The organism is Vibrio sp. TBV020, from assembly GCF_046056895.1.
Taxonomy (GTDB): Bacteria; Pseudomonadota; Gammaproteobacteria; order Enterobacterales; family Vibrionaceae; genus Vibrio.
Window position 1 is genome coordinate 692,361 of the sequence record NZ_JBEEAQ010000003.1, and the last position, 25,729, is coordinate 718,089.

At 44.1% G+C, this 25,729-nt stretch carries 20 protein-coding genes; 13 read left to right on the forward strand and 7 right to left on the reverse strand.

Annotated features, from left to right (window positions below; genetic code table 11):
* Positions 1–52: 52 nt before the first annotated feature.
* Together AAFX28_RS11230 and hemL are read right to left on the reverse strand one after the other, a co-directional pair.
* Positions 53–1,144, reverse strand: a complete 1,092-nt coding sequence (locus tag AAFX28_RS11230) for an AI-2E family transporter (RefSeq protein WP_408687709.1) — start codon at positions 1,142–1,144, stop codon at positions 53–55.
* A gap of 260 nt (positions 1,145–1,404) precedes the next feature.
* Complete coding sequence (gene hemL, locus AAFX28_RS11235) at positions 1,405–2,697, reverse strand: glutamate-1-semialdehyde 2,1-aminomutase (protein ID WP_408687711.1); 1,293 nt, start codon at positions 2,695–2,697, stop codon at positions 1,405–1,407.
* Positions 2,698–2,949: 252 nt separating this feature from the next.
* Here hemL and erpA point away from each other — a divergent pair, with 252 nt between their 5' ends.
* The 3 genes from erpA to AAFX28_RS11250 all read left to right on the forward strand — a co-directional run bounded on the left by erpA (position 2,950) and on the right by AAFX28_RS11250 (position 7,755).
* Positions 2,950–3,291: an iron-sulfur cluster insertion protein ErpA gene (gene erpA / locus AAFX28_RS11240; RefSeq protein WP_408687713.1), complete on the forward strand. Its 342-nt coding sequence runs from the start codon at positions 2,950–2,952 to the stop codon at positions 3,289–3,291.
* A 253-nt stretch (positions 3,292–3,544) separates the two neighbouring features.
* Positions 3,545–4,627 (forward strand): efflux RND transporter periplasmic adaptor subunit, encoded by a 1,083-nt coding sequence (locus tag AAFX28_RS11245; protein WP_408687715.1) that lies wholly within the window; start codon positions 3,545–3,547, stop codon positions 4,625–4,627.
* A gap of 11 nt (positions 4,628–4,638) precedes the next feature.
* On the forward strand, positions 4,639–7,755 hold the full coding sequence (locus AAFX28_RS11250) for an efflux RND transporter permease subunit (RefSeq protein ID WP_408687717.1): 3,117 nt from the start codon (positions 4,639–4,641) through the stop codon (positions 7,753–7,755).
* Positions 7,756–7,805: 50 nt separating this feature from the next.
* On the opposite strand, the gene AAFX28_RS11255 is transcribed toward AAFX28_RS11250, so the two are convergent.
* Positions 7,806–9,092, reverse strand: coding sequence for a peptidoglycan DD-metalloendopeptidase family protein (locus AAFX28_RS11255; protein WP_408687719.1), 1,287 nt, complete (start codon positions 9,090–9,092; stop codon positions 7,806–7,808).
* Positions 9,093–9,221: 129 nt separating this feature from the next.
* Here AAFX28_RS11255 and tyrS point away from each other — a divergent pair, with 129 nt between their 5' ends.
* Complete coding sequence (gene tyrS, locus AAFX28_RS11260) at positions 9,222–10,409, forward strand: tyrosine--tRNA ligase (RefSeq protein WP_408687721.1); 1,188 nt, start codon at positions 9,222–9,224, stop codon at positions 10,407–10,409.
* Positions 10,410–10,879: 470 nt separating this feature from the next.
* Positions 10,880–11,725, forward strand: coding sequence for a magnesium transporter (locus AAFX28_RS11265; RefSeq protein ID WP_408687723.1), 846 nt, complete (start codon positions 10,880–10,882; stop codon positions 11,723–11,725).
* On the opposite strand, the gene dacB is transcribed toward AAFX28_RS11265, so the two are convergent.
* The gene (gene dacB / locus AAFX28_RS11270) at positions 11,704–13,125 is read right to left on the reverse strand and encodes a serine-type D-Ala-D-Ala carboxypeptidase (protein ID WP_408687725.1); all 1,422 of its coding nucleotides are present in this window, start codon (positions 13,123–13,125) and stop codon (positions 11,704–11,706) included. The two genes, AAFX28_RS11265 and dacB, sit on opposite strands and share 22 nt — an antisense overlap.
* Before the next feature lie 101 nt (positions 13,126–13,226).
* The gene (locus AAFX28_RS11275) at positions 13,227–14,279 is read right to left on the reverse strand and encodes a porin (protein WP_408687727.1); all 1,053 of its coding nucleotides are present in this window, start codon (positions 14,277–14,279) and stop codon (positions 13,227–13,229) included.
* Between the two features lie 536 nt (positions 14,280–14,815).
* Between AAFX28_RS11275 and greA the strand changes: the two genes are divergently transcribed.
* Complete coding sequence (gene greA, locus AAFX28_RS11280) at positions 14,816–15,289, forward strand: transcription elongation factor GreA (protein ID WP_053441181.1); 474 nt, start codon at positions 14,816–14,818, stop codon at positions 15,287–15,289.
* Positions 15,290–15,363: 74 nt separating this feature from the next.
* On the opposite strand, the gene yhbY is transcribed toward greA, so the two are convergent.
* Positions 15,364–15,660: a ribosome assembly RNA-binding protein YhbY gene (yhbY, locus tag AAFX28_RS11285; RefSeq protein WP_053441182.1), complete on the reverse strand. Its 297-nt coding sequence runs from the start codon at positions 15,658–15,660 to the stop codon at positions 15,364–15,366.
* Between the two features lie 113 nt (positions 15,661–15,773).
* Here yhbY and rlmE point away from each other — a divergent pair, with 113 nt between their 5' ends.
* The 6 genes from rlmE to rimI all read left to right on the forward strand — a co-directional run bounded on the left by rlmE (position 15,774) and on the right by rimI (position 21,652).
* Positions 15,774–16,403, forward strand: coding sequence for a 23S rRNA (uridine(2552)-2'-O)-methyltransferase RlmE (gene rlmE / locus AAFX28_RS11290; protein WP_408687729.1), 630 nt, complete (start codon positions 15,774–15,776; stop codon positions 16,401–16,403).
* A gap of 108 nt (positions 16,404–16,511) precedes the next feature.
* Positions 16,512–18,476, forward strand: coding sequence for an ATP-dependent zinc metalloprotease FtsH (gene ftsH / locus AAFX28_RS11295; protein ID WP_408687731.1), 1,965 nt, complete (start codon positions 16,512–16,514; stop codon positions 18,474–18,476).
* Positions 18,477–18,527: 51 nt separating this feature from the next.
* Positions 18,528–19,358, forward strand: coding sequence for a dihydropteroate synthase (folP, locus tag AAFX28_RS11300; RefSeq protein WP_408687733.1), 831 nt, complete (start codon positions 18,528–18,530; stop codon positions 19,356–19,358).
* Positions 19,359–19,386: 28 nt separating this feature from the next.
* Positions 19,387–20,727 (forward strand): phosphoglucosamine mutase, encoded by a 1,341-nt coding sequence (glmM, locus tag AAFX28_RS11305; RefSeq protein WP_408687735.1) that lies wholly within the window; start codon positions 19,387–19,389, stop codon positions 20,725–20,727.
* 84 nt (positions 20,728–20,811) lie between these two features.
* Complete coding sequence (locus AAFX28_RS11310) at positions 20,812–21,210, forward strand: DNA polymerase III subunit psi (RefSeq protein WP_408687737.1); 399 nt, start codon at positions 20,812–20,814, stop codon at positions 21,208–21,210.
* A 1-nt stretch (position 21,211) separates the two neighbouring features.
* Entirely contained in the window at positions 21,212–21,652 is a 441-nt protein-coding gene (rimI, locus tag AAFX28_RS11315) for a ribosomal protein S18-alanine N-acetyltransferase (protein WP_408687739.1), read from the forward strand.
* A 7-nt stretch (positions 21,653–21,659) separates the two neighbouring features.
* Here rimI and AAFX28_RS11320 read toward each other — a convergent pair whose 3' ends face one another.
* Entirely contained in the window at positions 21,660–23,711 is a 2,052-nt protein-coding gene (locus tag AAFX28_RS11320) for a putative bifunctional diguanylate cyclase/phosphodiesterase (RefSeq protein WP_408687741.1), read from the reverse strand.
* Between the two features lie 216 nt (positions 23,712–23,927).
* Between AAFX28_RS11320 and prfC the strand changes: the two genes are divergently transcribed.
* The gene (prfC, locus tag AAFX28_RS11325) at positions 23,928–25,517 is read left to right on the forward strand and encodes a peptide chain release factor 3 (protein WP_408687743.1); all 1,590 of its coding nucleotides are present in this window, start codon (positions 23,928–23,930) and stop codon (positions 25,515–25,517) included.
* Positions 25,518–25,729 lie beyond the last annotated feature (212 nt).

Below are 25,729 nucleotides of genomic sequence, written 5' to 3' on the forward strand. Positions count from 1 at the left end.
GGATTTTCGCATAATCCTCCCTCCTCTTGTAGTGATAAATCGCCTTAGCTTATTAGCTGCGATCTTGCTGATCTAAGAAGTCTTGAAACTCTTCTTCATAGATATTGAACAGCACCATGGTAATTGCAAAAATCAGTGGGCCATAAATCAAGCCAATCAAACCGAATAAGTGCAAACCACCCAGTAATGAGAAGAAAATGATTAGGGTACTCATACCTGCGCTGCCACTTCCTTGCATAAGCAGTGGACGTAATAGGTTATCAATAGAGCCTACAATCGCAACGCTCCAAACCGTTAGGAAAATGGCCCAAGTTGTATCGCCCGTCAGGAATAAGTAGATAGCGGCTGGAATCCAGATTAAAGCGGTCCCCACTACTGGGATAAAGGAAGCAAAGCCCATCATCGTGCCCCAGAATAGTCCAGGGAATCCAGCGAGCCACATACCGATGCCGCCAGCAAAGCCTTGTGCGATTGCGGTTAAGAAAGAGCCCATTACTGCAGATTTGGAAACCTGTTCAATTTCATCCAGTAGCTTGTCTTCTTGGCTACGTGAAAAAGGCAAAATGTGACGCAGTGCGCTGATGATCTTATCGTGATCGCGAAGAAGGAAAAATAGCACGAACAACATCAAGAAGAAGTCCATTAAGAAATTAGTGGCATCACCTAATATCTTTGCGCTCATCCCGACTAAGTTACTGCCGAACGATGTAGCAAATTGAGCAACTTTCTGAGCAATCTCTTGTGGTTTTATAGTATCGAACGGTAAGTAAGTATTAACTAATGACAGTCCTTTTATTACCCATGGGTGTTCAAAGATGGTTTGAATCCCCCCTTGAGTGCCCCACTGATAGACGTTTTGGGAGAAGGTAGAACCTTGCTGAACAATGGCACCAAACACGAATAACAAAGGTACAACGATAATAAATGTAAGAATAACACAAGAAATTAGCGAGCTGATATTACGGTGATTGGGTAGCTTGTTCTCAATCCATTCATGAATTGGAAACATCAATAGAGATATGATGAAAGCCATGACAATGGAGTTGATATAAGGCTCTAAGAGTAGAAAACTCGCGAACCCAGCAGCTAATAGGGCAACGATCAATACCCAATGACTGGAAGTTATTTTGACTTTCTCTGACACAATAGTTGTCCAATTTTTCGACTTTATATCAGTATAATGGCTGCAAAATTTCTAGTCTTCAATTTAAAATCAAAAAGTTAGTCAGCGGGGCGTCAATTTATGGGATGTTGTAACAAAGATAAGTGCTCAGGAGAGACGGCAGAAAAGAGACGAAAGGTACCTTGGTTTTCTTTATTGCTTGGCCTACTTGCGGTTTTGGTCGTTATCAATTGGCAATAAAAAAGCTGCCCATAGGCAGCTTTTTGTCATTTGGAATCGGCTTAAGCTTCTTTCGCTAGAATCGCAAAACAGCGGTCTGCAGCTTCTAGTGTTGCTTCAATCTCTTTGCTGCCGTGCGCCAGAGAAGTAAAGCTTGCTTCGAATGCAGATGGTGCAAGGTAAACGCCGTGCTCAAGCATTAAGTGGAAGAAGCGCTTGAAGCGTTCGATATCACACTTAGTCACGTCTTCATAACGGGTGATTGTTTCTTGTTCCGTAAAGAAGAAACCGAACATGCCGCCGACTTGGTTAACGACTAGTGGGATGCCGTGGTTGTCAGCAAGAGCTTTGAATCCATCAGCTAATTGTTTGGTTTTCGAAGCAAGGCGTTTCTCATTACCTTCTTCTTTTAGTAGATTCAGACATGCAAAACCCGCAGCCATTGCTACTGGGTTACCTGATAAAGTACCCGCTTGGTAAACTGGGCCTGTTGGAGCTATGTGCTGCATCACTTCTTTACGACCACCAAACGCGCCTACTGGCATACCGCCACCGATTACTTTACCTAGCGTAGTTAAGTCTGGCTTGATGTTGTAGTAACCTTGCGCGCCACCAAGAGCGACACGAAAACCAGTCATTACTTCATCAAAGATAAGTAGTGCGCCTTCTTCATCACAGATTTGGCGTAGACCTTCGTGGAAGCCTTCTACTGGTGGGATACAGTTCATGTTGCCTGCAACAGGTTCAACGATGATACATGCGATCTCACCTTTGTTGGCTGCAAATAGCTCACGTACTGAATCAAGGTCGTTAAATGTTGCTGTTAGTGTGTGCTTAGCAAAATCAGCAGGAACGCCAGGAGAGCTTGGTTGGCCTAGTGTTAGTGCGCCAGAACCGGCTTTAACTAATAGGCTATCTGCGTGGCCGTGGTAACAACCTTCGAACTTCATGATTTTATCGCGGCCAGTGTAACCACGTGCTAGGCGGATCGCACTCATGGTTGCTTCAGTACCAGAGCTCACCATACGGATTTGCTCCATTGATGGTACAAGTTCAGAAACAAGCTCAGCCATAGCGATTTCCATTTCAGTTGGAGCGCCAAAGCTTAGACCACGTTGCGCTGCGTCAATCACAGCTTCACGAATTACCGCATGGTTATGACCAAGGATCATTGGACCCCAAGAGCCAACGTAGTCAATGTACGCTTTGCCGTCAGCATCAAAAATCAATGGGCCATCGGCACGCTCAACGAAAATCGGTGCGCCACCAACGCCATTAAAAGCACGTACTGGAGAGTTCACGCCACCAGGAATGGTTTGCTGTGCTTTTTGAAATAGATCTGCTGATTTGGTCATGGGATATCCTCTTTTGATTGCTCGGACCAATTTGGCTCGCATTGTACCTGTCCAATCCCATTCAATAAAACGCTTTGCACCACATTCTGAGTACTTTGACAGCAAATAGAACAGATTTCGTGTAAAAAATAGCTTCAAAAGTGGTGAATACTTGAACGCTTCACTCAGGTATTAGATAATCACCGTAATATTAAAAGATAAAACTCCAGATGGTGAGAGCGGTCTGGAACTAGACGACTGAGAGAGGTCATCGTGAGCGAAGTAAATATCCCACTAACATTTTCAGACGCAGCCGCTAAACGAGTAGGGGCTTTGATTGCTGAAGAAGAGAACCCAGAACTGAAACTGCGCGTGTATATCACAGGTGGCGGCTGTAGTGGTTTCCAATACGGTTTCACTTTTGATGAAAACGTCAATGAAGGTGACACAACCATCGTAAACAGTGGTGTGACGCTAGTCGTTGACCCAATGAGTCTGCAATACCTTGTTGGTGGTCAGGTTGACTATACTGAAGGTCTTGAGGGCTCACGTTTCTTTGTGAATAACCCGAATGCAACGACCACTTGTGGTTGTGGTGCATCATTTAGCGTTTAATCGCTACTCACTTTCCTAAGGCTGCGTTTGCAGCCTTTGTTTTATCTAGTCCTTTATTATTTTGCTGCCCTATTATTCTAGAAACTGAGACCTAGTCTAAATTACTGTCCAACTGTATTTTATTTTTTAGTGGTTAATTTATATTCTGATAAATAGTTCTCGTTTACCTCTTAGTAGCAACACATAAATCAGAATGTTGTTTCATGGCATTTAATCCGTAGTTCGATATAACGCAGCAACACTAAGGACAGTTATGGCTAGTTTTTCACCTCTGCGATTTTTCGCGGTTCGCCCTTATTTGATCTCCTTAATTTTAGTGACATTACTGACGCTATGGCTTGGCGTAGGAATGTTAAATGCAGAAGACTCTTCTCCCCAGAAAGAAGCGCAAGATATCCCGTTAGCTAAGGTGGTTTATACCAATTTTACGGCTCAATCCACGCACAAAACCATCGATCTATACGGTAGAACTGCACCCAATAAGCAAGCCAAGTTGGGGGCTGAAATTGCAGGGAAAATCATTCAGCTTAAGGTTGTAAAAGGACAGAGTGTTGAACAAGGGCAAGTGATTGCTCTGATTGATAAAGGCGACCTCGAAATTCAACTTCAGCGTGCTCAAGCTGTGTTGAAGGTAAAAGAGAAAGAGTTTAAAGCTGCGCAGTCGCTAAAAAGCAAAGGTCTGCAAGGGGAAGTTGCGTTCACGAATGCTCAAGCAGGCTTAGTCGAAGCTAAAGCGATGGTGAGCAATGCCAAGATTGCTTTAAGAAACACTGCAGTAACAGCCCCATTTAGTGGCGTAGTTGATCATCTGTTTATTGAAACAGGTGACTTTGTCGGTGTGGGTGATCCGGTTGCGACCTTAATTGATCTAGAAAAGGTCATTATCGAAGCTGATGTGAGTGAGCGTCATATCCAAGATCTACTTGCTAACCAAGATGCAAAAGTTCGCTTTATCAATGGCCAAGAAGCGGTAGGTAAAGTGCGTTATATCTCGCGTGTTTCTTCTGCTTCCACCAATACATTCCCGATTGAAATAGAAATGCCTAACCCTGAGCAAAGAATTCCTGCGGGTGTCAGCGCTGAAGTGACACTAAACCTGCAAGATCAGCTGGCAATCAAAATAACCCCTGCAATGTTGGCATTAGATGAGTCGGGTAACCTTGGGGTCAAAACCTTGGTTGAAGATCATATCGAATTTGTTCCTATTCAATTGGTTAAGGCTGAGCAAGATGGAGTTTGGCTAACGGGTCTTGGTGAGCGAGTAAAAATTGTCACAACCGGACAAGGGTTTGTGCGTGATGGTGACCAAGTTATTGCCATCGAGCAACAAAACTAGGAGGCACAATTATGTTTGCATTGATTGATGCCGCATTGTCTAGAACTCGTACCATGATGGTGTTGCTGATTTTCATTTTATTAGCAGGGGTAGGCACTTACATCACGATTCCAAAAGAATCGAGCCCTGATATTACGATACCGATCATTTACGTGTCAGTTGGTCACCAAGGGATTTCGCCCAATGATGCTGAGCGCCTTCTTGTTAGGCCAATAGAACAGGAACTTAGAGCGATCGAAGGCGTGAAGGAGATGACCTCTACGGCCTCTGAAGGTCATGCCTCTGTGATGCTAGAGTTCAGTGTCGGTGTTGACCTGAATAAAGCGATGGCTGATGTACGTGAAGCGGTTGATTTAGCCAAGCCCAAACTGCCAAGTGACAGTGACGAGCCAACTGTAAATGAGGTTACGCTTGCTTCAGAAGAGCCCGCATTATCTGTGGTGCTCTATGGTACTGTGCCTGAAAGAACGATTGTTCATATTGCCCGACAGCTAAGAGATAAACTTGAAAGCTACCGTCAGATCTTAGAAGTCGACATTGCCGGGGATCGAGAAGACATCGTTGAGATCATTGTAGATCCGCTACTGATGGAAAGCTATGGACTCGATCAAGCTGACATATACAACCTTATCGCATTGAATAACCGTGTCGTAGCGGCTGGCTTTGTTGATACTGGCTATGGCCGATTTTCTGTCAAAGTACCTTCTGTTTTTGATTCGCTGAAAGACGTGTTGGATCTGCCTGTCAAAGTCGATGGCAAGCAAGTTATTACTTTTGGGGATGTGGCGACGGTTCGACGTGCTTTTCGTGATCCAGAAAGCTATGCACGACTTGATGGTAAGTCTGCTGTTGTTATGGATGTCAAGAAGCGTGCTGGTGAGAACATCATTGAAACCGTTGACTTGATTAAGTTGGTACTCGAAGAAGCGCAAAAGCGTCCTGATTGGCCAAACAATTTGCTGGTTAAGTACACTTGGGATCAGTCGAAAGACGTAAAAGTGATGCTCAACGATCTACAAAATAACATTCTTTCAGCCATTATTTTGGTGGTGATCGTGATCATTGCGATTTTGGGTGTGAGAACGGCATTTCTTGTAGGCGTTTCGATTCCAGGTTCTTTCCTTACTGGCTTACTTGTCCTCTCAGTGTTTGGTTTAACGGTCAATATCGTCGTACTGTTCTCGCTTATCATGGCGGTGGGAATGCTGGTGGATGGTGCCATCGTTGTTACTGAATTTGCAGATAGGCGGATGCAAGAGGGCACGCCAAGACGAGAAGCATACCGAGACGCGGCTAAACGCATGGCTTGGCCGATCACTGCCTCCACAGCAACCACCTTGGCAGCCTTTGCTCCGTTACTATTCTGGCCAGATGTCACGGGTGAGTTTATGAAATACTTACCGTTAACACTGATTGCGACATTGACGGCTTCTCTAGCTATGGCGCTATTGCTTGTGCCAGTTCTCGGTAGTTTGATCGGTCGACCTCAGCATGTAACTAAAGCTCAGCGCGAGAAAATGGTCGCACTCCATGATGGTGATTTTTCTAAAGCGACCGGGATAACCAAGCTTTACTTCCAGACTTTAGATATTGCTATCAGGCACCCTTTGAAGATTTTGATGAGTGCTATTTTGTTGGCGATCGCAGTTGGATTTACTTATGCCAAAGCTGGGTTAGGGGCAGAGTTTTTCCCAGAAGTTGATCCTCCTTTCTTTACTGTAAAAGTACGTTCCTATGGTGACCTATCTCTGGATGAAAAAGACGTCATAATGCGAGACATTGAAGCGGTCATGCTTGGCCATGATGAGTTTGAAAGTGTTTACACTCGTACTGGAGGTGATGATGAGATTGGGCAAATTCAAATCACGCCTGTTGATTGGCAATATCGACGCCAAGTAAAAGACATTATTGAAGAGCTCAAACAACAAACTGACAACTATGCAGGAGTAGAGATCGAGTACAAGTTTCCTGATGCCGGGCCGCCGGTTGAGCATGATCTTGTGATTGAAATGTCGTCTAGAGTGCCTGCAGAACTTGATGCTGCTGCTAAGTTAGTAAGAAAGTGGGCGGACAACTATCCAGCGTTTACCAATATCAGTGATACTTCAAGCAAAGAAGGTATTGATTGGCAGATTGATATTCGCCGTGATGACGCTTCTCGTTTTGCTGCGGATGCAACATTGGTTGGTAATACGGTTCAGTTTGTCACCAATGGTCTTAAAATCGGTGATTACTTACCTGATGACGCAACAGAAGAAGTGGATATATTGGTTCGCTACCCAGAAGAGAAACGAGATATCGGCCGTTTTGATCAGCTAAGGGTTAAAACGCCTGCTGGTCTTGTTCCGATCACTAACTTTGCCAATATCGTCCCTGACCATAAGCAGGACACTATTCGCCGTATTGATGGTCATCGAGTGATCAACATTATGGCAGATATAAAAGAGGGCTATAACTTAGCGTTAGAGCTACCCAAACTTACAGATGCGGTGGCTCAATTGGATTTACCTTCAGGCGTTGAGTTTAAGATTCGCGGGCAAAATGAAGAGCAAGAAAACTCTTCAGCGTTCTTACAGAATGCTTTCTTAGTTGCCTTAGTTGTTATGGCGCTGATATTGATCACTCAGTTTAATAGCTTCTACCAAGCGTTTTTGATCCTCAGTGCCGTGCTGTTTTCAACGGTAGGTGTATTTGTTGGTCTGTTGGTATTTCAAAAGCCATTTGGCATCGTGATGTCGGGTATCGGCGTTATAGCCTTAGCGGGCATCGTGGTGAACAACAACATTGTATTAATCGATACTTACAATCAATTGCTGAAGCGTGGGCTAGATAAACGGGAAGCAATTTTGCGTACCGGTGTGCAGCGTCTTCGCCCTGTAATGTTGACGACGGTGACAACAATTCTTGGCTTATTACCAATGGTGCTAGAGATGAATATCGACTTGATCAATCAAAAGATTGAGTTTGGCGCACCAAGTACGCAATGGTGGTCACAGCTTGCTACGGCAGTTGCTGGAGGTTTGGCATTTGCTACTGTTCTGACCTTAGTGCTTACACCATGTTTGTTGATGTTGGGCCGACAACACAAAGTGGAAGAGCAAGCCAATACCGTAATTGAAGCGGAATAAAGATAAAGCCCCGTACTTGGCGGGGCTTTTATTTTTAACCCTTTTAGAAGTTATGGTGTAGCTAGTAGTTCACCATATCGTTCTAACTTCTCTAATCTGATTTTAGCGTTAGCGATAAACGTCGCCTTTGTTTTTCCAGTGAGAGACTTAGATTGAGGTAACTTAACCGTTCGTGGGTTTTTGTGTACCCCATTTACTAAGAATTCATAGTGAAGGTGAGGACCTGTTACGCGTCCTGTTCCACCCAGTGTACCAATGGTTTGGCCCTGCTTGACTCGTTGTCCGGTCTTTACTGTTCGTTTGGTCAAGTGGAGATACTTGGTAATGTAAGTATTGCTGTGCTTGATAAAAACGTAGTTACCGTTGAACTGGTTGTAACTCGATTTTTGTACGATACCATCACCAGCGGCCCAAATAGGTGTGCCTACTGGTGCAGCATAGTCGGTACCTCGGTGTGCTCTCACTTTGCCTGTTACTGGATGGCGACGTGTAGGGTTAAAGTTTGAGCTTACGCGACGGAAATCGAGTGGAGAGCGTAGAAATGCTTTCTTCATTGCTCTGCCGTTTTCGTCATAGTAGTTGCCAGTCTTGTCATCTCTAACGGCAGTAAAAGTATCACCTTGGTTAGTAAAGATAGCGGCAATGATTTTTCCTCGACCAACGACTTCACCTTCAACTACTTTCTCTTGGTAAAGAATCCGAAAGCTATCGCCATTACGAATGTCGAGCGCAAAGTCGATATCCCAACCAAAGATCCCGGCAAGTTCCATAATTTGGTTAGCCGTCAAACCAGCATTTATCCCCGCATTCCAGAAGTTAGAGGTGATGTTTGCTTCCGCATAGTTGTATTGGAAGTGGACTTCTTTTTTATCGATGGTAGAGGTGTAACCGTCGCTTGATTTAGTGACTAAGAAGGCTTCATAGGGGCTGAGTTGGCGCTTAATTTGAACTAACTGGTTGTCTGAATCAAAGCCAAATTGGAAAGAGTCACCAGGTCTGACTCGAGTTAGTTGACGTTCAATCTCTTTGTTAGTAGACGTGAGCTCGTAAAGAAGTCGAGAAGATAATCCAGCCCGTTGGAAAAGCAGTGCCATGCTATCGCCAGAACCAATGGTATGTTTTTCCCATCGAAGGACGGCAAGCGTAGGAATTGCCTGCTGCTCAGAAATGATTTCTTGATTAATGGCCAGTGGGTAAGCTTTGCCAACTTGGTAGTTATTCTCTTCCTGGCGAAGATCTTTAGGGGCAGGAAGAAACAGCGCGACAACAATAATGGCGCTAAAAAAGGCGATAAGAGCTCGGTGAATCCATGGAAGTCGAGCGAAAAGCGACAACATCTTATGTCCGTTCTAAAAAATTCAATAAAAAAGCTAAGCTGTTTAGTCTAACTGGTTTCAAAAAGCATCGCTATTCAAGTAAGATGGCAAACTAACAAATTTTTGCCAAATCTGTGGGAGTGAACAAGAATGGCGAGCATTGAAGCTGCACTAGCCGAGATTAAGCGCGGTGTTGACGAATTAATTCCAGAAGAAGAACTGATTGCTAAATTGAAAGAGGGTCGTCCTCTACGCATCAAATTGGGCGCCGATCCAACTGCTCCTGATATTCACCTAGGTCATACAGTTATTTTGAACAAGCTACGTGCTTTTCAAGAGCTAGGTCATGATGTGACGTTCCTAATCGGTGACTTTACTGGCATGGTTGGAGATCCAACTGGTAAAAACACGACTCGTCCACCACTGACTCGTGAAGACGTTTTGCGCAACGCTGAGACGTATAAAGAGCAGGTGTTTAAGATTCTTGACCCAGCAAAGACTAAGATTCAATTTAACTCTGAGTGGCTATCTGAGTTAGGCGCTGAGGGTATGATTCGCCTAGCTGCTAACCAGACAGTTGCTCGTATGCTTGAGCGTGATGACTTTAAAAAACGCTACACAGGCGGCCAGCCAATTGCTATCCATGAGTTTATGTATCCACTCCTACAAGGTTATGACTCAGTAGCAATGGAAACGGATGTTGAGCTTGGCGGTACAGACCAGAAGTTCAACCTACTAATGGGTCGTGAACTACAAAAAGCACACGGTCAAAAGCCTCAAGTTGTACTGACAATGCCACTTCTTGTTGGTCTTGATGGCGAGAAGAAAATGTCTAAGTCAGCTCACAACTACATTGGTGTGAGTGAAGCGCCGAGCGAGATGTTCGGTAAGATCATGTCTATCTCTGATGAACTGATGTGGAGCTACTACGAGTTGCTTTCTTTCCGTCCTCTAGAAGAGATCGCAGATCTTAAAGCTGGTGTAGAAGCAGGCAAAAACCCACGCGATGTGAAAGTAGCACTAGCGAAAGAGATCATTGCACGTTTCCACACTGAAGCGGATGCTGATGCAGCAGAGCAAGAGTTCGTAAATCGTTTCGCTAAGAATCAAATTCCTGACGAAATGCCAGAGTTTGCATTTGATGCTGGTCTTCCAGTGAGCAACATTCTAAAAGAAGCGGGTTTGTGTGCTTCAACGTCAGAAGCGATGCGCATGGTAAAACAAGGCGCAGCAAAAATTGATGGCGAAAAGGTAGCTGACTCTAAGTTTGCACCAGAAGCAGGCACTTACGTATTCCAAGTAGGTAAACGCAAGTTTGCTCGTATTACTATTAAGTAAAGATATTAAATAGTAACGGCTACGTTATAGAAAATACTGTGAATGAAAGCGCCTTTTTAGGCGCTTTTTTTATGTTTATAACTAGACTGATAGCTCGGTCAAATGTTATTCATCTTTGCCTAAAATTGACTGATTTTCCTATCCGAGTTTGTTACTATTCTCGCGCTGCTACTAAAGCAGTTTATTCGGAGACTTTTATGAACAATATCGACCATCCTCCTAGTATCAAGGGAGAAAAATAAACCTCATCGGTATTGTCACTTTCGCCTTTACCCATGTGGTAGAGCGATCCACTTTTCTCTGATTTCTCTCATTTTTCTCCATGAAAACTAGTAATTAAATACTCAGCTACCTTCACTGAAAACTTTTAGTGTGAGTGGTTAGTCAATGACTAATTGCACCTCACGATCACGTCTTCTGGTTAGTTGTTATTTGATGGTCGTTACCTATTGCCAATCGGGAGATTCGCCATGACGGTAATGAGCAATACTTACATTGAAAACACACCTCACTTTTCGAATGAAGAGATAGGGGCAGCTCGCAATGCATTTTTGCGTTATGAGCAAACTCAACAAGTACACCTATTAACGGTAATGCCTGTTGAGGAGGCAGTGGCTATACTTCACCACTGCTCTATTGGTTACGTACAGCAGTTGATATCAGCACTGGAAATTGAAGGGCATGATAAGTTAGCTCGGCATTATGCTCATCAGCTTGGATTGATTCATTCCGAAGTAGAAACCCCAAGTAGTTATCTTGATACTTCAGTAATTGAACATGTAAAACAGCGTATTGGTTGGATTATCGCTCTAGCGCTGTTAGGAATCGTTTCTGGGCTTATTATTGCTCAGTATGAAGATACACTCAGCCAACTGGTATTGTTGGCGATATACATGCCAGTTATCGCCGCAGCAGGAGGAAACACAGGAACACAAGCTGCAACGTTAGTTATACGAGCTCTAGCGACTGGAGAGTTGCGTAAGCGTCAATGGCTCGCTGTGTTTTGGAAAGAAAGCCGAGTCGCAATATGTTTGGCTCTGGCAATTTCATTGGTGATCATCGGACGTATCTTACTATTTAGCGATGACAGCGCGACAGGTGGTTTTGAACTCAATACCATTGCACTGGCTATAGCAGTCGCTTTATTTATTCAAGTGACGATGTCGACGACACTAGGTGGATTGCTGCCTATTTTAGCAAGAGCCTTTAAATTGGACCCAGCAGTTCTAGTGAGTCCGGTGTTAGCGTCTATCGTTGATATCTCGGGTATGTGGATCTATTTTACAGTCGTGAATTACTTCTTAGGTATTGCCTGACTGAACTTCACAACATCTTTGTAGAACAAGGTTTCAAATTGTGTAATTGGAGCGACGGTAGGTTTACTGTCGCTCTTTGTTTTTGGGGGGTGGTAATCAGCGACGAACTGTACAAATAGAGTACTTGGCTTTCCTTGTTTATCTAAGCCAAAGCCTGCCATATTGGAACTACCGTATAGTGAACCACTCTTAGCCGTAATCTCACCTTTGATTGGCTCTTTGCGCATGCTACGGCGGTATTTTAGTGTGCCATTGATACCAGAAGTAGGCATCAACGATATGAGCTCTAACTCATCATCATGCTGCCAAATATAGCGCAATACAGCTGCCATATTTTGACTCGTAAAGCGATTGTTGCGTGATAGGCCGGACCCATCAGCAAGCGGAGTATGCTCTATATCGATACCTGTGTTAGCAAATAGAATCTGCTTGATTGCTTTCGTGCCGTTATCAAAACTGCCGGGTTGAATATAAAAATGAGCACCGATGGTTTTAGTTAGGTTATCCGCAATCAGGTTATCTGACTTACGTAGCATGACTTCGAGCAGTTCAGGCAGAGCATCTGACTCGTGAGTTGCCAAGCGCTTCCCCTTGGAAGTCATTGCCCCAATTTTTATGCTACCAGTGAGTTCAATGTTTAGCTGAGAGAGCAAGGTATATAAAACACGCTGGGTATAAAGGGAAGGATCTTGCACTGCAAACTTTAGCGGTAATGGCTTGCTGCGATGCTGTAGACACCCTTGCAGTTGGTAGTGGTTATCTGGTGAGGTCAGTAGCTCTAAATCACACTGAAGGCTCTCTTGCGCGTTTTTAGAGACACTTGTGGCAAGAGTTGTGACATAAATTGGTTGATGCTCAGGAACATATACACGAGTTCTGCCGTCATCTTGGGTATAAATTGAGGCTTGTACACAGTTTTCATCGAGAGTAATCGCGCTAGCTGGTGCGCTGTAGCAAACGCCAAGAATATCCCACGGCCATCCGACGGCTCTGTCGTAGCCTGTGAATACACTATTGTCTAACCATAGATTACCATCAATTTTCTTGATGCCGCTAGTAGTTAGAAGCTGCTTTAGATCTTCGGTTGTTAGTGTTGGGTCACCACTAAATTGGATGACAACATCGTTGCCAGATTGTAGCAAATGGGTTTGATAACGAAATTCATCGCCAAGCTCTAACTTTGCCGCGAGAGCAGTAGCGATTTTTAGTGTGCTGGCAGGTGGAAATAGTTGGTTTTGATTTTCTGTCGTGACATAACTTTTGTTATTACTTAAGCCTTGGATTTTTAATGCTGCTCGGCTGCCTTGAGGTAATTCATTCAATGGAGCGTAAGCTAAGGCTTGCAGCGGTATAATCAAGAAAGATAAGGCGAGAGAAAGCAATCGTAAAGACAGAAGCATAGTTATAGAGTCACTATTGAGTCGAGAGGATTCAGTATAGCGAGTAAAAAAAACGCCCGCTAGAGAGCGGGCGTCTTAGATTCATGACATTAAGCCATAAATTAGAAGTCGTAACGTAGACCGATTGCTAGTTCGTCTTCAGCGTCTGCTTTAGATGCTGTGCCGTTTACTAGAGATGTACCACCAATCTTGTCATTTTCACTGATTAGGTTGAAGTTGTACGAGATGTAAGTACGGAAGTTAGGCTTGAAGTAGTAAGTCGCATCGATTGCAACGTTGTCTGCAGAAGTTTCATCGTTAGTTTCTGCGTTGTTGTACGTTGCTGTGAATACTGTCTTCTCTAGCGTGTACGCAGTTGCGAATTCGTAACCTGTGTAATCTACAGAACGACGAACGTTGTCAGCAGCTTTTTCACCGTCAGTGAAAGTACCAGCGAAGTAGAAGTCGCTGATGCGGTAAGACGCAGCAAGCATGTATTCGTTTGCTAGGTCTTGGTCAGCGTAACCAGCACCTAGTTTAACACCTGACTCGCCAAGAGCGTAGATAGCAGATAGAGAGTAACCATCTTGCTCGTTGTTGTCGTAACCAGTGTCAGTTGTAGAATCTGTACGATCAGCGAAGCGGTAGCTTGCTTTTAGACCTAGGTCAGCAAATTGGCCTTTGTATGAAACCATGTTGTCTGTACGGTCAGCAACAGCAATTTTGTCTGCAGCAGAGTTACCGTGGTAAGACATGATATCGGTAAAGTCAGTGATAACGCCTAGCGCGCCGTCGTTTTTACCGTAAGTCACTTCACCGAAGTCACCGCCGATACCAGCGTAAGTGTAACGGTGGTCGATATCTGAGCCATTGTCAGTAGCTGACGCATCAGAGTCAGCAGTAGTGAACTCACCTTCGTAGAAACCAACACCGTATAGGCTGTCAGTGATTTGAGTTTTACCTAGGAAGTTTAGACGTACACGAGAGTTGTCTTGTGCGTTACCATCTTTAAGAGATAGACGAGCTTCAGCACGACCACCGATCTCTAGAGAGTTGCCGTTTGAGCTGTATACAGAAGTACCTTCGATACCGCCTGCTTGTTTACCGTCAGCCGCTACCGCGCCTGTCGCCACTGCTGCAGCTGAAACTGCTAGAGCAATCAGAGTTTTGTTCATCTTATTAGTCCTAATTTACTGTCCATAAATAGTTGTTTTTGCGAGTGATGACTCACGTATGGTTCATCCTCTACTCATTACTCTTGTGAATCAATATTCATATATGAGACTTGTGTCAAAATTATGAAATATCAATGATTCCCGAATGAGTAATCGGTGAGCAATGTTGTACCGCTAAAGTTCCACAGTGAGGTAGTAAAACGATATAAAAGGCAATTATGAACACTGTTTTATTTATGGTAAAAAAATATCAAGTGTCTGATTCTTATGGCTTTGATTGGCTAGTTGATTGAGTTGTAATTAACAGAAGTTTTAGTTTTTTTTACGCCTAAAGAGTTGAATTAGGTTTTTTTGAAGTGTTTTGCTTGATTGTTTAATTAGACAGCGATCTCACTTTTTTCCGACGGATGGAATTAAGGTGATTTAGTTGCCAAGTTTGTTTACACTAGAAGAAATCGTTAGTTAATACACTACCTAATCCAACGGATTGGGTAGTTTTGTTTTGTCCAAAGGTAGCTTTGGCAAAGAGGTACATCATGGAAAAAGTCCCAATGACACTACGTGGCGAACAACAGCTGCGTGTAGAACTAGACCGTTTACTAAAGCTTCGCCCACAGATTTCTGAAGCTATTGCTGAAGCGCGTGAGCTTGGCGATCTAAAAGAGAACGCGGAATACCACGCTGCTCGTGAAGAGCAAGGTATCTGTGAAGCTCAGATTCGTGATATTGAATACAAGCTGTCTGTAGCGCAAGTGATTGACGTAACTAAGATGGACAACTCAGGTAAAGTTATCTTTGGCTCAACAGTGACTCTAATTGATTGTGACACTGAAGAAGAGAAAACTTACCAGATCGTTGGTGACGACGAAGCGGACATCAAAGCTGGCCGTATTTCAGTAAGCTCGCCAATCGCACGTGGTCTAATCGGTAAGATGGAAGGTGACGAAGTCGTTATTTCTACCCCAGGTGGTGACCGTGACTTCGAAATTGATAGCGTAGAGTATATCTAAGCTATTATTTCTATTGCACAGATATCAAAAAAGGTCGCATTAGCGACCTTTTTTATTGCCTAATTGACGTAAGATTACTTACGTGGCAATTCGATTTTACGCTCTTCGCCTTGGCGGAATAGCACAAGAGTTTTACCAATTACTTGTACTTTTTCTGCGCCTGTTTCACGAACGATAGCTTCAATGATCAAGTTTTTTGTGTCACGGTCTTCAGACGCAACTTTCACTTTGATCAGCTCGTGGTGGTCAAGAGCAATTTCGATTTCCGCTAGAACAGCTTCAGTTAGTCCGTTAGCGCCCATAAGCACAACAGGTTTTAGACTGTGCGCTAGGCCTTTTAGATGCTGCTTTTGTTTAGTGCTTAGGTTCATTACGCGGCCAATTTTCTTTAATATAAGGGTTGAAAAATACCATTTTAACGCCATCTAACCCTGAAGACTATAATTTATTGGGTTAGTTGTTCCCTCTATCTATTAGGAAACCAATGAGTAAACAGAAACACTCGGCCAGTTCTGGCCGCTGGTTGAAAGAGCATTTTGATGATAAGTACGCTAACGAAGCACGAAAAAAAGGCTATCGTTCACGCGCTTACTTCAAGATTGAAGAGATCCAAACCAAAGATAAATTGCTAAAACCTGGTATGACTGTTGTCGATCTTGGTGCGGCTCCAGGTGGTTGGTCTCAATATGCTGCTAAGATAATAGGTGAAGAAGGACAGATCATTGCATGTGACCTTCTTCCGATGGACCCAATTGCAGGCGTTAGCTTTTTACAAGGTGACTTCCGTGATGATGCGGTACTTGAAGCATTACTTGAACGTATCCAGCCTTCAATGGTGGACGTGGTAATGTCAGATATGGCGCCGAATATCGCTGGCAATAACTCTGTTGATCAGCCTCGCGCTATGTATTTAGTTGAATTGGCTTTAGATATGTGTCGACAAGTTCTAGCACCTAATGGTAGCTTTGTTGTAAAGGTTTTCCAGGGTGAGGGCTTCGATCAATTTGTGAAAGAAGTTCGTGACATGTTTAAAGCTGTGAAAATCCGAAAACCCGACTCATCGCGAGCTCGCTCCCGAGAAGTCTTCGTTGTAGCCACTGGTTACAAAGGTTAACTATTTTGGTCTTTAATGGCCTGGTTAACACTATAGCTACAGGTTATAAACTGTAGTACCCTACCTTTAATTACAATTAGTTATCGAGAGGCTGACACCTTGAGTGACATGGCAAAAAATTTAATTCTGTGGCTTGTTATCGCTGTCGTATTGATGTCGGTTTTCCAGAGCTTTGGCCCTGGAGAGAGCAATGGCAGAGCGGTGGATTACACCACGTTTGTACAGGAAGTTGGCCAAGGCCAGATTCAGGAAGCAACTTTTAAAGACGGTGAGATTAGTTTCACTCGTCGTGGCGGCGGCGCGCGTTATGTTACTTACATGCCAGTCTACGACCAAAAGCTCCTTGATGACCTAATTAACCAAAATGTGAAAGTACAAGGCACACCTCCTGAAGAGCAAAGCCTACTAGGTACTATCTTTATTTCTTGGTTCCCTATGATCTTACTGATTGGTGTGTGGATTTTCTTCATGCGTCAAATGCAAGGCGGCGGCGGTAAAGGCGCTATGTCTTTCGGTAAGAGCAAAGCTCGCATGATGAGCGAAGAACAAATTAAGACCACTTTTGCTGATGTTGCAGGCTGTGACGAAGCAAAAGAAGACGTAAAAGAGCTGGTGGATTACCTACGTGACCCGAGCCGCTTCCAGAAACTGGGTGGTAAGATTCCAACGGGTGTTCTAATGGTTGGTCCTCCTGGTACTGGTAAAACATTACTTGCTAAGGCAATTGCTGGCGAAGCGAAAGTACCGTTCTTTACTATTTCAGGTTCTGACTTCGTTGAAATGTTTGTTGGTGTTGGTGCATCTCGTGTGCGTGACATGTTCGAGCAGGCGAAGAAAGCAGCACCTTGTATTATCTTCATCGATGAAATCGATGCAGTAGGTCGTCAGCGTGGTGCTGGTGTTGGTGGTGGTCACGATGAACGTGAACAAACACTTAACCAAATGCTAGTAGAAATGGATGGTTTCGAAGGTAACGAAGGTATTATTGTTATCGCTGCGACTAACCGTCCTGACGTACTTGACCCTGCGCTATTGCGTCCGGGCCGTTTTGACCGTCAAGTTGTTGTTGGTCTACCAGATGTACGTGGTCGTGAACAGATCCTTAAAGTACACATGCGTAAAGTTCCTCTAGCAGGTGACGTAGAGCCATCTCTAATCGCACGTGGTACGCCTGGGTTCTCGGGTGCAGACCTTGCTAACTTAGTTAACGAAGCGGCCTTGTTTGCTGCTCGCGGTAACAAGCGCAATGTATCTATGGTTGAGTTTGAACTGGCTAAAGATAAGATCATGATGGGTGCAGAACGCCGTTCAATGGTTATGTCTGAAGAGACGAAAGAGTCAACAGCGTACCACGAAGCCGGTCACGCAATTGTTGGTCGTCTAGTTCCTGAACATGATCCAGTGTACAAGGTATCGATCATTCCACGTGGCCGAGCGCTAGGTGTGACTATGTATCTACCAGAGCAAGATCGTGTGAGCATGTCTCGTCAACATCTTGAGTCTATGGTTTCAAGCCTATACGGTGGTCGTCTTGCTGAAGAGCTAATCTACGGTGCAGACAAAGTATCAACGGGGGCGTCTAACGATATTGAACGTGCTACTGATATTGCTCGTAAAATGGTAACGCAATGGGGCTTCTCTGAAAAACTAGGTCCTCTTCTTTATGCAGAGGAAGAAGGTGAAGTATTCCTAGGCCGCAGCGTTACACAGACTAAACATATGTCCGATGATACTGCTAAGCTGATTGATACTGAGATTCGCCAAATCATCGACCGTAACTATGCTCGTGCTAAGCAGATCCTTGAAGACAACATGGATATCATGCACGCAATGAAAGATGCGTTGATGAAGTATGAAACTATCGATGCAGGCCAAATCGATGACCTAATGGATCGTAAAGAAGAGATTCGCGAGCCAGCAGGCTGGGGTGATAATGCGAACAAGCCTGAAGCTAAACCAGAAGCAAAAGCTGAAGAAGTGGCTCCAGAGCAATCTGCAGAGAAACCTGCAGAAGAAAAAGCATCTTCTGACGAAACTACAGTAGAAGCGCCAGAGAAGAAAGACTCTGAGTAATTCAATGTTTAAGACTAAACCCCGGGGAAACTCGGGGTTTTTGCATTTATTATGATACTGAAAGCCAACAATAAATCTCTCGATTTATCCAATCCCCAAGTTATGGGGATCCTTAACGTTACACCTGACTCATTTTCTGATGGCGGTAAATTCAATACATTAGAAAACGCACTCGAACAGGCTAAGTGCATGATCGAAGCTGGCGTTACGATTATTGATATCGGTGGTGAGTCAACTCGCCCCGGCGCTCCAGATGTGGCTTTAGAAGAAGAATTACAACGTGTCATTCCTGTAATTAAAGCTATTCGTCAGCACTATGATGTATGGATTTCAATTGATACCAGTAAAGCTGAAGTAATGCGTCAGGCCGCTTTAGCAGGCGCAGACATTATTAACGATGTTCGTGCACTGCAAGAGCCAGGAGCGTTAGAAGTAGCTGCGGAAACTGGATTGCCTATTTGCCTGATGCACATGCAAGGGCAGCCTCGCACGATGCAAACGAACCCGCATTATGAAGACTTATTGAAAGAAGTCGGTGAGTTCCTTCAAGAGCGGATTGATGCTTGTGAGCAAATGGGTATCAAACGTGAGCAACTTATTCTTGATCCTGGTTTTGGCTTTGGAAAAACGCTTGAACACAACTATCATATGCTTGCGCATTTAGAAGCGTTTCATCAATTTGGTTTGCCTATTCTGGCTGGAATGTCGCGTAAATCGATGCTGTTTAAGTTGCTTGATAAAGCGCCGGCAGAGTGTGTTGCTGCGAGCGTCAGTTGTGCAACAGTCGCGGCAATGAAAGGTGCGCAAATTATTCGTGTTCATGACTTCGAACAAACGCTTGATGCTATAAGAATTGTCTCAATGGTCAAAGAGAACCATTGAGAGCTATAAAAAATATAAAGGAATAACTATGTCAGAGAAAAGACGTTATTTTGGTACCGATGGTGTTCGTGGCAAAGTAGGACAATACCCTATTACGCCTGATTTTGTTTTGAAGCTAGGTTGGGCAGCAGGTCGCGTGCTGGCTAAGCAGGGTACAAAGAAAGTCATCATTGGTAAAGACACTCGTATTTCTGGCTATATGCTCGAATCTGCTCTAGAAGCAGGCCTTGCAGCAGCTGGTCTTAAAGCAACATTCACTGGTCCTATGCCAACACCAGCCGTTGCTTATTTGACTCAAACATTTCGCGCAGAAGCGGGGATTGTGATTTCTGCTTCACATAACCCATACTACGATAACGGCATTAAATTCTTCTCTTCTGAAGGTACAAAGCTACCTGATGATATTGAGCTCGCGATTGAAGCTGAATTAGACAAAGAAATCGAATGTGTTGAATCAGCTGAACTAGGTAAAGCAAGTCGCTTAAACGATGCTGCAGGTCGCTATATTGAGTTTTGTAAGAGCACATTCCCATCAGAGCTAAGTCTTGCTGGTAAGAAGATTGTTGTCGACTGTGCACATGGTGCGACTTACCACATTGCCCCAGCAGTATTTAGCGAGCTAGGTGCAGATGTCATTGCAATGGGCGTTGAACCAAACGGTACTAATATCAACCATGAAGTTGGTGCGACGGATGTTCGTGCTCTCCAAAAACGCGTTGTAGAAGAAGGTGCTGAGCTTGGTCTTGCGTTTGATGGTGATGGTGACCGTATTATTATGGTTGATCACCTTGGCAACAAGATTGATGGTGACCAAATCGCTTATATCATTGCTCGTGATGCACTACGTCGTGGAGAACTGAAAGGAGGTGTTGTTGGTACGCTAATGACTAACTTGGGCATGGAAAATGGCCTGAAACAATTGGGTATTCCATTTACTCGTGCGGCTGTTGGTGACCGTTATGTTATGGAACAACTTCTGGCTAAAGGTTGGAAGATTGGTGCCGAAAACTCTGGTCATGTCATCTTGTTAGATAAAGTGACGACAGGTGATGCGATTGTCGCAGCACTGCAAGTGCTCGCATCGGTAGTTGGTAGCGACATGTCGTTACATGACCTATCTCAAGGTATGACACTTTACCCGCAAGTATTGGAAAATGTCCGTTTCGAAGGTGAGTCAAACCCACTTGAAGCAGAAGCGGTAAAACAAGCGACTGCAGAAGTTGAAGCTGAACTAGGGGATAAAGGTCGAGTACTACTACGTAAATCAGGTACAGAGCCTTTGATTCGCGTTATGGTGGAAGGTGAAGACGCTGAATTGGTACAAAGCTCTGCGCTAAAAATCGCAGACGCTGTTAAAGCGAGCTTCTAACTCACTCTTAGTCTTTAATCATGTAATAGCGGTGTCTGCTTGTGTTAGCATGACACCGCTTTTTATTTTCGTGAACTACCAAATATGTCGAACCAAGAACTGACTTACTTACATGAAATGGGGATTCAAGCTTACCAGTTATCCCATCCAGACCGCTTGCAAGGTTATAGCGCTGAAGGGATCCGCCTGCCCGTGGAATGTAAGTTGCTTTTGGTTTCACCGCAGCTGCCTAGTGGGACGACAGCAACGCTGTTTGAGAATATTCTTAAGACCATTAATCTAACGCTTGAGGATACTCGCCACCTTTCTCCAGAACTACTTTCTCAGCTAAGCGCTGAGGATTTAGAATGGGCTTGGTTCGCAGGGTGTGACAGCCAGTCAGGTCTGAGTGATAAAGTGTTGCATTCACCAAGCTTAGCCGAGATCGACGGAAATCAAGCCGAGAAGCGTGCCCTTTGGCAGCAAATACAAGCATTAAAATAATATGACATTACATTCTTTATCAGAATCTCATTTGGATTCTGTTTTTTCGATTGAGACTCGAGCACATACACACCCTTGGTCACAAACACTAATTCGCGATATCAATAGTCGCGGCGCATGTCATCATGTACTGATGAAAGATGACAAGGTTGTCGGATACTTTTACGCCCAGAATATTGTTGGTGAAGTGACGCTACTCAACATAGCGGTCGATCCTAATGAGCAGGGCAAAGGGTATGGTAAGCAGCTCATCGAAGGCTTTTTAACAATGTGTGAGCAAGCCAAAGCTGAAAGTGCCTGGTTAGAGGTGAGAGAAAGTAATATTCGTGCAGCAGGTTTGTACGAAGCAGTGGGCTTCAATGAAGTCGACCGACGCATCAACTATTACCCAACTCAGACGGGTAAAGAAGATGCAATTATTATGAGTTACATCTTCTTCTAGATAGCGATTATTTTTGCACGGCTTTAATCACTGTAGGCTCTTCTATGGGGTAGTAGTTCGTTTCAAAACGTTGTTTGAGCTCTGATGCCGGAAGTGGTTTATCGAAAAGATAACCTTGGAATTGGTCACAACCGAGTTGCTTCAATGCTTGCAGCTCGTAGGCATCTTCTACACCTTCTGCTATCACTTCTAGATTGAGTCTTTTCGCCGTCATAATGATGGTATCGACAATGGCTTGATCACTTTCATCTAAGTGTAACTGCGTGACGAAGGAGCGATCGATTTTTAAAACATCAACTGAAAGATGCTTAAGATAGCGAAGTGAGGAATAACCCGTACCGAAATCATCAATCGACGTTTTCAAGTTGTGTTCTTTCAGTTCGGTCATTTTTTGGATTGCACCTTCTACGTTTTCAAGTAGTAAGTTTTCAGTGATCTCTAACTCGATGTGTTCTCCATTGATACCTGCTTGGGCCATAGAGTCAACAATGTGTTCAACGAATGCGCTTTGTGAGAACTGTAATGGACTGATGTTTATGGCTAAGCGACGGAATGTGCTGGGTAAAAGGTCATTCTTCTTCCAATTTGCATATTGGTAGCAGGCTTGTTCAATGATCCAATTACCGATTTGAAGTATTTGTCCAGTCTCTTCAGCAATAGGCATAAACACCCCAGGGGGTAACAATCCTTTATCTGGGTGATTCCAACGGATTAGTGCCTCTACACCAATAATATTATGTTTATCATCGACTTGAGGTTGGTAGTAGAGTTCTAACTGGCCTTTATTGATCGCTTCGTGAAGCCCTTTCTCAATCTCCAAAAATGACTCAACTTGAGCCTGCATTTCTGGCTCATAAAACATGTACTTATTTCTACCTGCGACTTTGGCTCGGTAAAGCGCGGTATCAGCTTGGCGAAGTACGTCAATGTTGGTGCTGCCAACAGATGGGAATACTGCGATGCCAACACTTACGGTGCAATATAGTTGGTGATCATCAATTGAATATGGATTGGAGATCAGAGCCAAAAGCTGCTGTGCAAGCTCATGGGCCTTATCGACATTTGTATTAGGCAGTAAAATGGCAAATTCATCACCGCCGATGCGCGCTGCGGTAAAGTCGCTTTGTAGCCATGCTTCGACCCGCATCGATATCGCCTTAATCAGGTTATCACCAATGGTATGTCCAAGTGAGTCGTTAATCGTTTTAAATCGGTCTAAGTCTAGATAGAAGAGTGCCCCAGCTTGATTGTCCTTATTTGCATGGACAATTTCTTCTTCCAACATTTGTAGCATAAGGCTGCGATTGGCGAGTCCGGTCAATGAATCATAATAAGCCAATTGGTTGAGCTGAACTTCTGCAGCTTCTCTATCTTTCCAAAGCGTATGGAACGTCTGGGCAAGGTGCCCGAGCTCATCATCTCGATATAGGGTTGGTGGGGGAGCATCGCTGTCGTTGTTTTGTAGAGAACGCACCCATTCAATCAATGTCACAAGGGGCTTGGATAATTTCTGATAAAAGAACAGCAACAAAATCGACGTCAGAAGAATGTTTCGAAATAGATCGAACAGAAGGATCTGTGTTGTTTTAGCGATAAAGTCTTTAGCTATATAAGCGCCATTCACCGAAAAGCTTAATGTTCCAACAACAACATGAGAGTTAGGCTGGTGAAGGTCAGTCGTGTATATGGGGGACGTAGGCGTCAAGTAACTCGATAACGCTTCGGTAAAATCACTCTGTTGGGAGATATTGCGTTCTCGCTCGGTGAGGGTATCGCCAAAGTCATCAATGATTTGCACTTTGTAGACGGCGTTATCCATCATCAAGCTTGAAGCCACCTGTTCAGCAAGAAGCTGGTTTAGGTGGTAGGCCGCTTGACTGGCGTTCGAATAATTCTGCAGAAGCTTAAACTGGTAATGCTCTTCAATGCGCTTTTGCTCCTGATGAACATCCACCAAAATATGATAGAAGCTAAAACATATCCCCAAAATTACTGATACGAGGAAAACTGTTTTAGCTTGTCGAAAAGCTAATGAGTTAATTTTTTTGCTTTCAGGCATAGTTGAGATTAGTTCCTTCTACTCCTTTAGTTATAGCCCATATTTATTGATATTTTAATTTGTAACGTCATAGATACTCTTTTTACACCAATTTCGTTGATGAAGTTGCCCCATAGAGCAATATAAGCGAAAATACCGCGCAAAATTGAATCGAACCGCTAGAGCTAGAGTTGTGACTCGCTCAAAGTAGCTCATAGACAGAAGAAGAACCCTTTCATGTCAAATACTCCTTTTCTTGGCGAAGTTTCTAAGCGTAGAACTTTCGCTATCATCTCGCACCCAGATGCGGGTAAAACCACTATTACAGAAAAAGTACTGTTATTCGGAAACGCAATCCAAAAAGCGGGTACTGTAAAAGGTCGTGGCTCTGCTCAACATGCGAAATCTGACTGGATGGAGATGGAGAAAGAGCGTGGCATCTCGGTAACAACCTCTGTAATGCAGTTCCCTTACAATGATTGTCTTGTAAACCTACTTGATACTCCAGGACACGAAGACTTCTCGGAAGATACCTATCGTACTTTGACTGCGGTTGACTCATGTCTAATGGTTATAGATGCAGCGAAAGGTGTCGAAGACCGTACTCGTAAGCTAATGGAAGTAACGCGTCTACGTGATACACCAATCGTAACCTTCATGAACAAATTGGACCGTGATGTACGTGACCCAATGGAAGTTCTAGATGAAGTTGAAAGCGAGCTAGGTATGGCGTGTGCGCCAATCTCTTGGCCTATCGGTTGTGGTAAAGAGTTTAAAGGCGTTTACCACATCCATCGTGATGAAACGATCCTGTATGAATCTGGCCATGGCCATGAAATTCAAGAAGTGCGTATCATCAAAGGTCTAGATAACCCTGAGCTTGATGAAAAAGTTGGTGCAGACCTAGCAGAAAGCGTTCGTGAAGAGCTTGAGCTTGTAATGGGCGCATGTCCAGAGTTTGACCTAGAACTTTTCTTAGCCGGTGAACTGACGCCTGTTTACTTTGGTACTGCACTGGGTAACTTTGGTGTTGACCACATGCTAGATGGCCTAACTAAATGGGCACCAGCACCAAAAGCACGTCAAGCGGTTGAGCGTGAAGTTGAAGCGACGGAAGATAAGTTCTCAGGCTTTGTATTTAAGATCCAAGCAAACATGGATCCTAAGCACCGTGACCGTATTGCTTTCATGCGCATCGTGTCAGGTACTTATACGCAAGGTATGAAGATGAACCATGTTCGTACAGGTAAGAACGTGAGTATCTCTGATGCGGTAACTTTCATGGCTGGTGACCGTGCTCGTGCAGAAAACGCATACGCAGGTGATATTATCGGTCTGCACAACCATGGCACAATTCAGATTGGTGATACCTTCACTCAGGGTGAAGCACTGAAGTTCTCTGGTATTCCAAACTTTGCTCCAGAACTGTTCCGTCGTATTCGTCTAAAAGATCCGTTGAAACAAAAGCAGCTGTTGAAGGGGCTAGTTCAGCTTTCAGAAGAAGGAGCAGTACAGGTATTCCGTCCACTGCAAAACAATGACCTTATCGTAGGTGCGGTAGGTGTGCTTCAGTTTGATGTAGTTGTTGCTCGTCTGAAAGCGGAATACAACGTAGAAGCAATCTACGAAGGTGTTAACGTTGCGACAGCTCGTTGGGTAGAGTGTTCAGACGGTAAGAAGCTAGATGATTTCCAGCGCAAGAACCAAACCAACCTAGCGCTTGATGGTGGTGATAACCTGACGTACATCGCGCCAACGATGGTGAACTTGAATCTGGCGAAAGAGCGTTTTCCAGAGGTTGAGTTCCGCGCGACTCGCGAACACTAATCTTCTTTGCCTTTGCTGCGATAGCGGCGTTGACTGCGTAAACTCACCTTAGTCACGTAGCGTACTACGCTCCCAAGGTTGAGTTTACTTGTCGCCTTGCTCTCACAACAAATGCTTTGAAGATGGAGTGATAATCTCAGTTGTTATAAATACCGCCGTATTAAGGCGGTATTTTTTTAGGCCGTCATTCCATAGAGCGACGAAGGAGTGAG

Coding starts and splice junctions, on each gene's coding strand:
- hemL (WP_408687711.1), bottom strand. CDS start 2,697: ATGACCAAATCAGCAGATCTATTTCAAAAAGCACAGCAAACCATTCCT.
- AAFX28_RS11245 (WP_408687715.1), top strand. CDS start 3,545: ATGGCTAGTTTTTCACCTCTGCGATTTTTCGCGGTTCGCCCTTATTTG.
- AAFX28_RS11250 (WP_408687717.1), top strand. CDS start 4,639: ATGTTTGCATTGATTGATGCCGCATTGTCTAGAACTCGTACCATGATG.
- AAFX28_RS11255 (WP_408687719.1), bottom strand. CDS start 9,092: ATGTTGTCGCTTTTCGCTCGACTTCCATGGATTCACCGAGCTCTTATC.
- tyrS (WP_408687721.1), top strand. CDS start 9,222: ATGGCGAGCATTGAAGCTGCACTAGCCGAGATTAAGCGCGGTGTTGAC.
- AAFX28_RS11265 (WP_408687723.1), top strand. CDS start 10,880: ATGACGGTAATGAGCAATACTTACATTGAAAACACACCTCACTTTTCG.
- dacB (WP_408687725.1), bottom strand. CDS start 13,125: ATGCTTCTGTCTTTACGATTGCTTTCTCTCGCCTTATCTTTCTTGATT.
- AAFX28_RS11275 (WP_408687727.1), bottom strand. CDS start 14,279: ATGAACAAAACTCTGATTGCTCTAGCAGTTTCAGCTGCAGCAGTGGCG.
- greA (WP_053441181.1), top strand. CDS start 14,816: ATGGAAAAAGTCCCAATGACACTACGTGGCGAACAACAGCTGCGTGTA.
- yhbY (WP_053441182.1), bottom strand. CDS start 15,660: ATGAACCTAAGCACTAAACAAAAGCAGCATCTAAAAGGCCTAGCGCAC.
- rlmE (WP_408687729.1), top strand. CDS start 15,774: ATGAGTAAACAGAAACACTCGGCCAGTTCTGGCCGCTGGTTGAAAGAG.
- ftsH (WP_408687731.1), top strand. CDS start 16,512: ATGGCAAAAAATTTAATTCTGTGGCTTGTTATCGCTGTCGTATTGATG.
- folP (WP_408687733.1), top strand. CDS start 18,528: ATGATACTGAAAGCCAACAATAAATCTCTCGATTTATCCAATCCCCAA.
- glmM (WP_408687735.1), top strand. CDS start 19,387: ATGTCAGAGAAAAGACGTTATTTTGGTACCGATGGTGTTCGTGGCAAA.
- AAFX28_RS11310 (WP_408687737.1), top strand. CDS start 20,812: ATGTCGAACCAAGAACTGACTTACTTACATGAAATGGGGATTCAAGCT.
- rimI (WP_408687739.1), top strand. CDS start 21,212: ATGACATTACATTCTTTATCAGAATCTCATTTGGATTCTGTTTTTTCG.
- AAFX28_RS11320 (WP_408687741.1), bottom strand. CDS start 23,711: ATGCCTGAAAGCAAAAAAATTAACTCATTAGCTTTTCGACAAGCTAAA.
- prfC (WP_408687743.1), top strand. CDS start 23,928: ATGTCAAATACTCCTTTTCTTGGCGAAGTTTCTAAGCGTAGAACTTTC.